We start from the raw sequence: 13,446 nt of genomic DNA on the forward strand, positions 1-13,446 counted from the left end.
AAAGGAGAGACCGATGCAACTGCTACATACTTGGGAAACCGAAACAAACCGTTATCATGCTTACGCGACGACACGAACGGACGGACATAATGCTGGAAACGTCGGATTACATGTGGGCGATGAAATTGACCGAGTCGTCGAAAATCGTCAACAGTTCTTTCAACAAGCCGGGCTCTCGTTAGAGGACTCCGTGTGGGCGGATCAAGTACATGGTACGACTATCCAAGTCGTCGATTCGTCGGACAAAGGTAAGGGGGCATTCCGATATGAAGAGGCGATTCCGAAAACAGATGGGCTTCTCACAACCGAAGACGCGTTACCGTTAGCCCTCGTCTTTGCTGATTGTGTACCGCTCTTCTTCTGTGCGAAAGATCATGGGGTCATCGGCATCGCTCATGCCGGGTGGAAGGGAACGGTCGGAAACATCGTTAAGACCATGATGCAGGCGTTTGCTGAGCAAGGAATCGAGGCGACCGATGTAGACATGCTCGTCGGTCCCTCCATCTCAGGAAGTGACTATGAGGTCGATGGTCGTGTTCTCCAGGCCGTCCGGGATGTTTCGCCGATTGCATATGAACGGTCAGTGCGAAACGAGTCGGGTGAGCACGCGCTCTTGTCCCTCCAAACCGTCAATGAAGTATTGGCAAAAGAACATGACACTGAGGTCATGCAATCGAATTTAACGACTGGCGCGGACAGCCCGTTTTTCTCCTATCGAGATGGAGAGAGGAAACGTCGGTTTGCGGCAGTCATTGTCAAGGAGCGGAAATCGTGAGTATTTCAGATAATGTTAAAAAAGTTCAATCCATCATGGCATCACATGTTCAAGAAGTAGAACCGACACTGATCGCAGTCACGAAATCGGTCGGTGTCGATGTGGCGATTGCCCTTTATGAAGAAGGGATTCGTGATTTCGGAGAAAACCGTCCAGATTCTTTACTCGAGAAGGTTGAAGGGATGCCGAAGGATGCAAGATTTCATTTTATCGGTACGTTACAGACACGCAAAGTGAGACAAATCATTGATTACGTCGCGGCAATTCATTCGCTCGACCGCTTGTCTCTTGCATCGGAGATTGACAAGCGCGCGAGCCGAACAATCGATTGTTTCGTTCAAGTGAACACGTCAGGAGAAGATTCAAAACATGGTCTCGAAATAGAGGAAGTCGTGCCCTTCATCGAGAACTGTAAACAGTATCCTCATATTCGAATCATCGGGCTGATGACGATGGCACCATTCACTGAAGAAGAGTCAACACTTCGTGAAACGTTCCGCCGTCTCCGTCATCTACGTGATGAAGTGAAGGCAAATGCGTTTGAACACGCACCATGCACGGAGCTGTCGATGGGGATGTCAAACGATTATCCAATCGCGATTGAAGAAGGCGCATCGTTTGTTCGTATTGGTACCGTACTTGTGCAATAATATATCTTAAGGAGGAATCCGTTATGTCAATCAAAAACAAAATGAAAGATTTCTTTGGACTCGAAGAAGATCCGAACAGCACATATGAAGAAGAAGAGTATACTGTGGCAAATGCAGCAGCTCCTTCTACAACCGAAACATCTGTCGTCAGACAGGATGATCGTCCAAAATCAGCGAATAATCTCGTGGCATTAAATACGAAAAAGAAAGACCGTTCAAAAGTCGTATTGGCTGAGCCGCGTGTGTTCGCTGAGGCGCAAGACATTAGCGATCATTTGAAAGAAAACCGTGCTGTCATCGTCAACCTTCAGCGCATGTCAAAAGAGCAATCGCGTCAAGTCGTCAACTTCCTCTCAGGTGTCGTATACGCCCTTGAGGGATCGATGACTTCGATTGGACATAACACGATTCTGTGTACTCCGAACAACGTCGAATTGACTGGTTCAATCTCAAACTTGATATCGGAGGATGAACTTCACAGTAAAGGGTGGTAACTGAATGGAAAACGTAATCCCTGCCTTAGGCAACACGTTGAGCGATCTACTTGGTATCTATAGTTGGGTCCTCATCGGCTATATTTTATTATCATGGTTCCCGAACGCACGCGAATCTAAATTTGGTCAAATCTTATCGTTTTTGTGTGAACCGTTCTTGGCGCCGTTTCGCCGGATCATCCCACCGATTGGTGGTATGCTTGATATCTCCCCAATCGTTGCGCTGTTCGTGCTTCGTATGGCCCAAGCCGGAATCGCTGCGATCTTTGGGTGACGTATGAGCGTCTATGACCATTATCGACCAAGTGAACGCGCGTTCGTTGAACAAGTGCTCGACTGGGTACAACAAGTGGAGAATAGCTATGTGTTGAAATTGACGGATTTTCTAGACCCACGTGAACAGCAAATCGTCAAACAACTCGTCGGTAAACAACTTGTCATTCATGATGATGGCGGATTTGAAGGCGCGGAACGACGTCGTCTGATTTTAGCGCCGGATTACTATGAACTCAATCCAGATGATTTTGAGATTGAGATCCGTCGAATCGAGTACCCAACAAAATTCGTGGACTTGACGCATCGACAAGTGACAGGTACATTGCTGAACGCTGGAATGAAACGTCAAAAGTTCGGAGATGTCGTTCTTGACGATGAGATTGTACAATTTGCGACGACGCGTGAAGCGGTCGGGTTCATTGAAATGAATCTTGAACGTGTCGGAAAAGCGAGAGTTCGCATTTCTTCCGTGCCAAAAGACGAGGTTCTTGTCGTCCCTGCGACCGAATGGATTGAAGGGTTCGGCATCGTCTCTTCCTTACGATTTGATACGGTCGCAAGCGAGGTGCTTAACATCTCTCGGCAAAAAGCGCAGGCGCTCGTCAAACATGGCGACTGTAAAGTGAATCATAAAGTCATTGAAGACGCGAGCTTCATCCTTGAACCGGATGATTTACTATCCGTCCGTGGATATGGTCGCATCAAATTGATGGAGATTCTCGGATCGACCAAACGTGAAAAAATTAAAATCCAGTATGGCACCATACGTTGAAATTAGGAGGAAAGTCGAATGGCGTTGACACCGATTGATATTCATAATAAAGAATTCTCTTCCCGTTTTCGTGGGTACGACATCGATGAGGTCAATGAATTTTTAGATCAAATCATTAAAGAGTTTGAACTATTGATTCGTGAGAATCGACGGTATGAAGAACTTGTCAACGATATGCAAGCCCGCATTGACTACTTCTCCTCGATGGAAGATACGTTGAACAAATCGATTATCGTCGCGCAGGAAGCGGCGGAAGAAGTGAAGAACAATGCTCAAAAAGAAGCGAGTCTCATCTTGAAACAAGCGGAACGTGAAGCGTTCGCTCGTGAAGAGGAAGCGGCGCGCAAAGAGCAACTTGCTGAACGAGAAGTCGTTCAAATGCTCAAGAAAGTAGAGTTGTATCGGACACGCTTCCGCGTCCTCGTCGATGCGCAAATGGAACTTCTCAACAGTACGGAATGGGAAACGATTGTCGGGGAACCGCCTGTGCAGACGGTTCTTGACGATAGAACAGAACTTGCGTATAATGACGACGAAGTCACACGTAATGAAGAACAACACGGATAAATGATCAACACGTTGAGTAGGACGCGTCGATCGAGTCATACCTACGAAGCGACTTAGGGACGGTGAGAGCCTAGGAGAAAGACTTGAATCGGTATCCCCTATGAGTCGTCACGCTGAACTGAAGTAAGCGTGACCGCCTGACCTCGTTATCGGTTACCGAGAGCGGTCTCATGATGATGAGACTAGTAGGGTGGTACCGCGAGTCAACCAACTCGTCCCTATCAGGGATGGGTTGGTTTTTTTGTTTTCTAAAAAATGTTGATGGAGGAGTTTCGATGAACTACAAAGACACGCTATTAATGCCAAACACAGAATTCGCGATGCGTGGGAATTTACCAAAGCGCGAGCCAGCGATGCAAACAGAATGGGAAGATATGGACCTTTACAACAAGGTACAAGAAAAAAATGCTGGGAAACCACAATATATCTTACATGATGGACCTCCATATGCGAACGGTGACATCCACATGGGACACGCGATGAACAAAGTATTGAAAGACATCATCGTTCGTTTCAAAGGGATGAACGGCTATCAGTCTCCAATGATTCCAGGATGGGACACGCACGGTCTTCCAATCGAGAACGCCCTTCAAAAAGCAGGCGTCAATCGTAAGGAAATGACAGTCGCGGAATTCCGTGAAAAGTGTGCAGAGTATGCGATGGAGCAAGTGAACTCGCAACGCGAACAATTCAAACGTCTCGGTCTTCTCGCAGACTTTGAGAACCCATACATCACGCTCCTTCCTGAATACGAAGCGGCACAGATTCGTTTGTTCGGGTCGATGGCTGAGAAGGGTTATATCTACAAAGGGAAAAAACCGGTTTACTGGTCACCATCTTCCGAGTCGGCACTCGCGGAAGCAGAGATTGAATATTACGATAAAAAATCACCGGCTATCTACGTGGCGTTCCGTGTCGTGGACGGTAAAGATACGTTGACGTCAGACGATCACTTCGTCATCTGGACGACGACGCCTTGGACAATCCCGGCGAACCTTGGAATCGCGGTAAGTGATGAGTTGACTTACACGCGTATCGAACATGAAGGAAAAGGCTATATCGTCGCGGAAACGCTCGTTGAAGAAGTGACGGCAGCGCTCGGATGGACGGATTACACAGTGAGTGGGTCTTGGAACGGACGTGACTTCGAGTACATGACGGCCCAACATCCATTGTATGACCGGACGTCACTCGTCATCCTGGGCGACCACGTCACTGCGGATGCGACTGGACTCGTACACACAGCACCTGGACACGGGGAAGACGACTATCGCGTCGGACAGGCTTACGGATTAGACGTCCTTTGCCCGGTGGATGACCGTGGCTATATGACAGACGAAGCCCCTGGTTTCGAAGGTCTCTTCTACGAAGATGCGAACAAACAAATTGGTATGAAGCTTGAAGAGAACGGCTACTTGCTCAACTTGAAGTTCATCAAACACTCGTACCCGCATGACTGGCGTACGAAGAAGCCGGTCATCTTCCGTGCGACACCACAATGGTTCGCGTCCATCAAAGATTTCCGTGAAGACATGCTCCGTGAGATCGAGGAAGTGAACTGGGTCCCTGAATGGGGAATGACACGTCTCTACAACATGGTCCGTGACCGTGGAGATTGGGTCATCAGCCGTCAGCGTGCCTGGGGAGTTCCAATCCCAATCTTCTATGCGGAAGATGGAACGGAAATCATCACGAACGAGACAATCGACCACATCGCCAACTTATTCCGTGAGCACGGTTCAAACGTTTGGTATGAGCGTGAAGCGAAAGACCTTCTCCCTGCAGGGTTCACTCACCCGAACAGTCCGAACGGTGAATTCCGTAAAGAGCTCGACATCATGGACGTCTGGTTCGATTCAGGTTCTTCACACGCTGGTGTATTAGAAGAACGCGAAAACCTTCGTCGTCCGGCTGACCTTTACCTTGAAGGATCGGACCAATATCGTGGTTGGTTCAACTCGTCACTCTCGACGGCCGTTGCGACGACTGGGAAAGCACCGTACCGGAATGTCTTGAGTCACGGATTCGTCCTCGATGGGGACGGACGCAAAATGTCGAAATCGCTCGGTAACACGATTGCACCGAACGATCTTGTGAAGCAGTATGGCGCAGAGATCGTACGCCTTTGGGTCGCATCCGTCGATTACCAGTCGGACGTACGTGCGTCACACGATAACTTCAAACAGGTGTCAGAAGTTTACCGGAAGATGCGTAACACGATTCGCTTCTTACTCGGGAACTTGAACGGGTTCGAGCCATCGATGCGTGTCGCATTCGACGATATGCCGGAAGCGGACCGCTTCATGGCGACGAAGCTCAAACAATTGCAGACAAAAGTTGTCAAAGCATATGATGAGTTTGACTTTATGGCCGTGTATCACCTCGTTCATAACTTCTGTGTCAACGAGTTGTCATCGTTCTACCTCGACTTCACAAAAGATATCCTATATATCGAACGTGAAGACGATCTCCGTCGTCGTGCCGTTCAGACGGTCATGTACGATGCCGTCGTCCTCTTGACGAAACTATTGGCTCCAATCCTTCCACACACTGCCGATGAGGCATGGAAAGAAGTGCCTGGAAAGTCAGAAGCAAGCATCTTCTTGACGGATTTAGAAGAAGTGAGCGCGCTCACAGGAGACGAAACGGCATTACTCGAGAAGTGGTCGAAGTTCCTCGTCTTTCGCGACGACGTCCTCAAAGCGATTGAAATCGCACGTGGAGAAAAGTTGATCGGGAAACCGCTCGAAGCGAAGTTGATTCTCGCACCAAAAGCAGAGACTGCCGACTTGTTGAACACGATCGACAATGTCAGCCAACTGCTTCAAGTATCGCAAGTGGAGTGGGCTGAGACGGCAGACGTCGATTATGCGACGACGAAAATCACAGTCATGAAAGCGGATGGAGCCGCTTGTGCACGTTGTTGGACATACTCGACAGAGCTTGGACAAAACGAAGAGCATCCAGAGCTTTGCCCACGCTGTGCATCAGTAATCGGTTAAGACGAACCGGAGTGGCGTCCCCACTCCGGTTTCTTAACGGCTTGAAAGGAGACGCATATGAAACGATATTATGGATTGGCGCTCATCTTGATTTTGATCGATCAACTCACAAAATGGGTAGTCGTTCAAACGATGACAATTGGTCAATCGATTGAAGTCATCCCGAACTTGTTATACTGGACGTCCTACCGCAATAAAGGAGCGGCTTGGGGGATGTTAGAAGGACAGATGGCGTTCTTCTTTATCATCACCATACTCGTCGTTGCCGGACTCGTTTACTTCTTGCACAAAGAGGTGAACGGCTATCAACTCCTCGGATATAGTGTCGGATTACTGTTGGCCGGTGCCATCGGTAACTTTATTGATCGCTTGTTCCGTGGCGAAGTCGTCGACTTTGTCGATACGTATCCGTTCGGATACAACTTCCCGATTTTTAACGTGGCTGATATGGCACTCACGTTTGGTGTCATCTTGATGGTCATCGGGATTTTATTTGAAGAAAAATTACACAAAGAAAGGGGACAATCGTAATGGAATCGTATACTTTTGTCGCCGATGAAAAGGCAAGGATTGATAAGTGGGTCAGTGACCGTGGTGAATGGTCACGCTCTCAAGTACAGGAATGGATCAAGACGGGAGCCCTCCTCGTCAACGGTAGTGCCGTGAAAGCGAACTACAAGCTTCAAGTGGGGGATGAAGTGGAAGTGAACGTGCCGGAAGCGGTCGAACTCGAAGTATTGCCTGAAGACATCCCGCTCGAGATCGTCTTTGAAGACGAGGACGTCATCGTCGTCAACAAGGCACGCGGGATGGTCGTTCACCCTGCAGCCGGACACACGTCAGGGACGCTCGTCAATGCGCTACTTTATCATTGTGATGACCTCTCGGGTATCAACGGTGTCAAACGTCCAGGAATCGTCCATCGGATTGATAAGGACACGACGGGTCTTCTCATGGTCGCCAAAAATGACTTGGCCCATGAATCGCTGGCGAGCCAGTTGAAGGACAAGACCATCAAACGCGAGTATATCGCGCTCGTCCATGGCGAACTCGTCCACGAACTTGGAACGATTGAAGCACCGATTGGTCGCGATACGAATGATCGTCAGCGAATGACCGTGACGGACCGGAACGCAAAAGAAGCCGTGACGCACTTCCGTTTACTCGAACGTTATAAAGACTTCACGCTCGTGGAGTGTAAATTAGAGACGGGACGCACGCATCAGATTCGCGTTCATATGCGTTATATCGGTCATCCGCTCGCCGGTGACCCGAAATATGGTCCACGCCGCACGATTGATTTGGGCGGTCAAGCGCTCCATGCGGCAACACTCGGATTCCACCATCCACGTACGAAAGAATGGATGGAGTTTGAGGCACCATTACCAGAAGACTTTAATGCGGAACTCGCAAAATTAGATAAAATCGAGAAAACTCGTTGACTTCTGTCACGTTCCGATTTATAGTCTAGGAAGCATAACACCTTTAAACCCAGTCCAGAGAGGCTGTGAAAGGATTGTGACCGCGGTCACATGTACGTCAATTCAACCCCGGCATTCGTATGCCGTTTTTGATGAAGACTCCCTTTCCAGCCGGATGAGGGAGTCTTCTTTTTTAGTGAAGCTTGGAAGGAGGAATCACGTGAAACAATCAGTCATTTTAGATGAGTCAGCAATCCGTCGTGCTTTGACCCGAATCGCACACGAAATCATCGAGCGAAACAAAGGAATCGATGACGTCGTCCTCGTCGGAATCAAGACGAGAGGTGAGACGCTCGCTGACCGACTCGCTCGCCGAATCGAGGAGATTGAAGGCAAGCCGGTCGCACTCGGCAATCTCGACATCACCTTGTATCGCGACGATCTATCGAAGAAGTCGTTAGACCCTGAAGTCAAAGCGACGGAACTACCCCATGATATCAATGGAAAGACCGTCGTCCTCGTCGATGATGTCCTTTACACAGGTCGTACAGTTCGTGCCGCAATGGACGCGCTTGTCGACCATGGTCGTCCGGATTACATCCAACTTGCTGTCTTAATTGACCGAGGCCATCGGGAACTCCCGATTCGACCAGATTTTATCGGAAAGAACGTTCCGACGTCCAAGTCCGAGCAAGTCGTTGTGAGACTCAGTGAAGTCGACACGGCGGATGAAGTCACGATCCATCAGCAATAAACTCATACCTTTAAGGTGGTCCAGAGAGGCCAGGAAGGAGAATTCAATATGAAACAACCTGTTCTACACATCCACGAGCGTCCAGCTCACTTTCCACAATGGCTATTATTCAGCCTTCAACACGTCTTCGCCATGTTCGGAGCGACGATTTTAGTCCCGATTTTGACAGGATTAAATACATCGGTCGCCCTCGTCGCTTCCGGTGTGGCCACGCTCTCATTCTTAGCGATTACCCGCTTCAAAGTCCCAACATACTTAGGTTCAAGTTTTGCCTACATCGCCCCGATCATAGCGGTCAGCCAGCAATGGGGTGTCGAAGCCGCACTCTTCGGCGGAATCGTCGCCGGGTCTGTGTACGGTGTCGTCTCCTTGATCATCTATAAGACAGGCGTCAACTGGTTGCTCCGACTGCTCCCACCGGTCGTCGTGGGACCGGTCATCATGGTCATCGGACTCTCGCTCGCACCGGTCGCCATCGACATGTCGATGAATCAAGATGGTGCCTATAACGGGACGTTCATGACGATTGCCCTGCTTACACTTGGAATCACGATGCTTGCCATGACGAAACTGAAAGGTGTCTGGGGAGCGGTCCCAATCCTCTTTGGAATCGTGGGAGGATACGCAGTCGCAGCGGCATTCGGCATCATTGATTATTCGCCGATTCAACAAGCCAGCCTGTTCCAACTTCCTGACTTCACGATGGTGTTCGTCGACTACATGCCGATGTGGCAAGTCGGTGCCCTTCTCGCCATCGTTCCGGTCGCACTCGTCACGATGACGGAGCACATCGGAGATCAGATGGTCACGTCAAAAATTATCGGACGAGAAACGATGAAAGATCCAGGTCTCCATCGCACGCTACTCGGAGACGGAGTGGGAAAAGCCGTCGCCTCTGCACTCGGTGGACCACCATGTACGACTTACGGTGAGAACAACGGCGTCATGGCCATCACACGAGTCTACAGTGTCTACGTCATCGCTGGCGCAGCACTCATGGCCATCAGCTTCGGATTCCTCGGTCATATCGAAGCGTTCATCTCGACCATCCCGAACCCGGTCAAAGGTGGAATCTCGATCCTCTTGTTCGGTGTCATCGCCTCGAACGGATTACGGACGATGGTGGAGAGCAAAGTCGACTTGGCAGAAAAACGCAACTTGATCATCTCGTCGGTCATCCTCGTCATCGGACTCGGAGGTGCGATGGTTCAAATCGGGAGCTTCCCGGTACAAGGCATGGCACTCGCGACGGTCGTCGGCATTTTGTTGAACGCCATCTTACCGCATGAAGAAGACGACACAGCAGTCGAAGTCAACACAACTGAAGAAACGAAACAAGCAAGTAACTTTTAATTCGATCCCGTGAGGTCGGCAAAGTGAAGGCTCGTTTATTTGGGTGTACCCTGCCCAGATAAAGGCGTCCCTTCACATCGGTGAAGAGACGCCTTTTCTCTTTGCCTCTAATAAAAGGAGGAGACGAACATGAATACGATGCAAACAAACGTGAAACCGGTCAAACACTTCGTTAGTTTGGACACACTTTCCCTTGAAGAGATCATGGGCATGATTGAAGAATCATTGCGCTACAAGCAAGGAGATCTTCCTCCTCTGTTTGACGGGAAGACCGTAGCGAACCTGTTCTTTGAAAACTCGACACGTACGAAAAACTCGTTTCAAATGGCCGAACGCCACTTGAACATGCAGGAGATTCCGTTCGATGTGACGACGTCATCGGTCACGAAAGGCGAGACGCTATACGATACGTGTAAAACGCTCGAAGCCATCGGTGTGGATGCACTCGTCATTCGACATCCGGAAGCGGGCTATTATCACGAACTCATCGAAAAGTTGAATATCCCGGTGTTGAACGGAGGGGACGGGAGCGGGGAACATCCATCTCAATCGTTGCTCGACCTCGTTACCATCTTTGAAGAGTTCGGAACGTTCCAAGGATTGAACGTCGCCATCTGTGGTGACCTCGTCCATAGTCGGGTCGCTCGCTCAAACGCAAGCGTCTTGAAGCGCCTCGGAGCAAACGTGGTCGGTTGTAGTCCTGCCTCTTGGTGGGACGATTCGATGGGGCTAGAGCGAAAAGAACTCGATGACATCATAGGCGAATGTGACGTCATCATGTTGCTCCGAGTACAACACGAGCGCCATATCATGGGAGACGTCTTCTCGAAAGAAGAGTATCACACACAGTTCGGTTTGACGGTCGAACGCGTCGAGCGAATGAAGGCAGGCGCCATCATCATGCACCCGGCTCCGGTCAATCGGGATGTGGAGATTGCGGGAAGTCTGATCGAGCATGAACGGTCACGCATCTTCCCGCAAATGAAGAATGGGGTGTATGCCCGGATGACCATCTTAAATCGAGCATTAGGAGGACAACAATGATACTTCAAAACGCGACATGGTATGACAAGGGAACGAAGCGTACGACATCCATTCAAGTGAAAGACGGAAAGATAAAATCACTCGACTATAAAGGGGAGACCGAGGGACAAGAAGTCCTCGATGCATCAGGCTATCTGCTCGCACCAGGACTCGTCGATGTCCACGTCCACTTGCGTGAACCAGGGGGCGAGGCGAAAGAGACGATTCAGACGGGGACGATGGCGGCAGCGGCAGGAGGATTTACGACTATCTGCTCGATGCCGAACACGAGACCGGTTCCTGACAATCGCGAAACAATGGACGTCCTCCTTCAAAAAATCGAACAAGATGCGGTCGTACGTGTGTTACCTTACGCCGCCATCACGAAACGACAGCTCGGGGAAGAACAGGTCGACATGGAATCGCTCGCAGATGCCTTCGCCTTCACGGATGATGGTGTCGGTGTCCAATCGGCGGCGATGATGCGACAAGCCATGCGTGAAGCGAAACGATTGAACAAAGCGGTCGTCGCCCACTGTGAGGACAATACGTTAAAGGCCGGGTCGGTCCACGAGGGCAAATTCAGTGAGGTGCATGGCATTCAAGGAATTCCGAGCCTTGCGGAGAGCATCCATATCGCTCGCGACGTTTTGATTGCTGAAGAGACAGGGTGTCATTATCATGTCTGTCACGTCTCATCCCGCCAATCGGTTCGTGTCATTCGGGATGCGAAACGAGCCGGCATCCACGTGACCGCAGAAGTGACGCCGCATCATCTCGTCTTGAGCGAGGACGATATCCCTGGGCTCGATGCAAACTTCAAGATGAACCCACCGCTCCGAAGCGAGGATGATCGACAGGCCCTCCTTGAGGGATTGTTTGACGGGACGATCGATATGATCGCAACGGACCATGCCCCCCATACAGTAGAAGAAAAAGCACAAGGGATAGAGCGGGCTCCGTTTGGAATTACCGGCTTCGAGACTGCCTTTCCACTTCTGTACACGACGTTTGTAAAAACGGGCGTCATGGAGGAGCATCAGTTGCTCGACTGGATGACGAAACGCCCGAGTGACGTATTTGGTTTATCGAGAGGAGAATTGAAAGTTGGGGTGGATGCGGACCTGATTCTCATCGATACGGAAACGTCTCGCACGGTCGATCCTACGACATTTTACTCAAAAGGAAAGAATACACCGTTCGCAGGGAAAAAGCTTGTTGGATGGCCGGTCATGACGATGGTCGGCGGTGAAATTGTATATAAGGGGCGATTTGATGAAACGAACATTATGGCTTGAGGATGGAATGAATTTTGTCGGTAAAGGATTCGGGGCACCGGCTGATACGATGGGGGAAGTCGTTTTCCAGACAGGTATGACAGGATACCAAGAAATCTTATCAGATCCATCATACTGCGACCAAATGATTGTACTGACGAACCCATTGATTGGGAACTATGGTGTCAATCGTGAGGATTTTGAAACGACGATTCCGATGGCAAAAGCGTTAATCGTGAAAGAAGCATGCGATACGCCATCGAACTTCCGTTCAACGGCGACACTCGATGCGACACTCACCCGCTTCGGCATTCCGGGACTTTCGGATATCGATACACGGATGTTGACACGTCATTTACGAGCGAAAGGGGTCATGCGCGGTGTCCTCATCGATGGAGAGTTGACGTGGGACGAGGTACGAACCCGTTTTAATGAAGAATCGCCGAACGATCAAGTCGCACGCGTATCGACGAAGCGGACATATGTGAGTACGGGAGCTGGCCCTCGCATCGCTTTGATCGACTTCGGGGCGAAGCTTGGAATCATGCGCGAGTTGATGAAACGAGATTGTGAGGTCGTCGTCTTCCCACACGATGCGACGGCAGAGGATGTATTACGGTATGAGCCGGACGGCATCATGTTGTCAAATGGACCGGGAGATCCAAAAGACGTTCCGACGGCACTGCCGCTCATCAAGCATCTGATGCCGATGACACCGATGTTCGGGATTTGTCTCGGTCACCAGTTGATTGCTCTCGCAAACGGTGCGAACACATTCAAGCTTCCGTTCGGACATCGTGGCGCGAATCATCCGGTGCTCGAGCTTGAGACCGGTGCCGTGACCATCACCTCTCAAAACCATGGATATGCGGTTGAGGAAACGTCACTGCTCGATACACCGCTCATCGTCACACACCGTGCGGTCAATGACGGAACGATCGAAGGGGTAAGACATCTCCATCACCCGACCTTCTCGGTACAGTATCATCCCGAGGCAGCACCGGGACCGTTCGACGCCAACGACTTATTTGACCGATTCATGCAACTCGTACAAGAAAACAAACAGAAAGTGGGAATTTGAC

General features: G+C 50.1%; 14 protein-coding genes. All 14 read left to right on the top strand.

The window, feature by feature from the left end; translation table 11 throughout:
- The first annotated feature begins 13 nt into the window (after positions 1-13).
- The 14 genes from pgeF (at position 14) to KNO78_RS02215 (ending at position 13,445) form a co-directional block, all read left to right on the top strand.
- A complete protein-coding gene (gene pgeF / locus KNO78_RS02150; protein ID WP_214691083.1) occupies positions 14-775 on the top strand; it encodes a peptidoglycan editing factor PgeF in 762 nt (253 codons plus the stop codon).
- On the top strand, positions 772-1,425 hold the full coding sequence (locus tag KNO78_RS02155) for a YggS family pyridoxal phosphate-dependent enzyme (protein WP_214691082.1): 654 nt from the start codon (positions 772-774) through the stop codon (positions 1,423-1,425). The genes pgeF and KNO78_RS02155 overlap by 4 nt, the downstream gene beginning before the upstream one ends.
- Positions 1,426-1,448: 23 nt before the next feature.
- Entirely contained in the window at positions 1,449-1,919 is a 471-nt protein-coding gene (locus tag KNO78_RS02160; protein ID WP_078146655.1) for a cell division protein SepF, read from the top strand.
- 4 nt (positions 1,920-1,923) lie between these two features.
- Entirely contained in the window at positions 1,924-2,193 is a 270-nt protein-coding gene (locus tag KNO78_RS02165; protein ID WP_015881317.1) for a YggT family protein, read from the top strand.
- Positions 2,194-2,196: 3 nt separating this feature from the next.
- Positions 2,197-2,967: a YlmH family RNA-binding protein gene (locus tag KNO78_RS02170; protein ID WP_214691081.1), complete on the top strand. Its 771-nt coding sequence runs from the start codon at positions 2,197-2,199 to the stop codon at positions 2,965-2,967.
- Between the two features lie 18 nt (positions 2,968-2,985).
- Complete coding sequence (locus KNO78_RS02175; RefSeq protein WP_074037318.1) at positions 2,986-3,534, top strand: DivIVA domain-containing protein; 549 nt, start codon at positions 2,986-2,988, stop codon at positions 3,532-3,534.
- Positions 3,535-3,809: 275 nt separating this feature from the next.
- Positions 3,810-6,536 carry an isoleucine--tRNA ligase gene (ileS, locus tag KNO78_RS02180; protein WP_159562059.1) on the top strand — a complete coding sequence of 909 codons (2,727 nt, stop codon included), beginning with the start codon at positions 3,810-3,812 and terminating at the stop codon, positions 6,534-6,536.
- Between the two features lie 57 nt (positions 6,537-6,593).
- The gene (gene lspA, locus KNO78_RS02185) at positions 6,594-7,067 is read left to right on the top strand and encodes a signal peptidase II (RefSeq protein ID WP_015881321.1); all 474 of its coding nucleotides are present in this window, start codon (positions 6,594-6,596) and stop codon (positions 7,065-7,067) included.
- On the top strand, positions 7,067-7,978 hold the full coding sequence (locus KNO78_RS02190) for an RluA family pseudouridine synthase (RefSeq protein ID WP_015881322.1): 912 nt from the start codon (positions 7,067-7,069) through the stop codon (positions 7,976-7,978). The genes lspA and KNO78_RS02190 overlap by 1 nt, the downstream gene beginning before the upstream one ends.
- Before the next feature lie 154 nt (positions 7,979-8,132).
- Positions 8,133-8,711, top strand: coding sequence for a bifunctional pyr operon transcriptional regulator/uracil phosphoribosyltransferase PyrR (gene pyrR, locus KNO78_RS02195; RefSeq protein ID WP_230872797.1), 579 nt, complete (start codon positions 8,133-8,135; stop codon positions 8,709-8,711).
- Positions 8,712-8,759: 48 nt separating this feature from the next.
- A complete protein-coding gene (locus KNO78_RS02200) occupies positions 8,760-10,064 on the top strand; it encodes a uracil-xanthine permease family protein (protein WP_015881324.1) in 1,305 nt (434 codons plus the stop codon).
- A gap of 129 nt (positions 10,065-10,193) precedes the next feature.
- Entirely contained in the window at positions 10,194-11,108 is a 915-nt protein-coding gene (locus KNO78_RS02205) for an aspartate carbamoyltransferase catalytic subunit (protein ID WP_214691080.1), read from the top strand.
- Positions 11,105-12,385, top strand: a complete 1,281-nt coding sequence (locus KNO78_RS02210) for a dihydroorotase (protein WP_214691079.1) — start codon at positions 11,105-11,107, stop codon at positions 12,383-12,385. The genes KNO78_RS02205 and KNO78_RS02210 overlap by 4 nt, the downstream gene beginning before the upstream one ends.
- On the top strand, positions 12,363-13,445 hold the full coding sequence (locus tag KNO78_RS02215) for a carbamoyl phosphate synthase small subunit (protein WP_214691078.1): 1,083 nt from the start codon (positions 12,363-12,365) through the stop codon (positions 13,443-13,445). The genes KNO78_RS02210 and KNO78_RS02215 overlap by 23 nt, the downstream gene beginning before the upstream one ends.
- The last annotated feature ends 1 nt before the right edge of the window (position 13,446 follow it).

This window comes from Exiguobacterium sp. s132, from assembly GCF_018617235.1.
Lineage (GTDB): Bacteria > Bacillota > Bacilli > Exiguobacteriales > Exiguobacteriaceae > Exiguobacterium > Exiguobacterium profundum.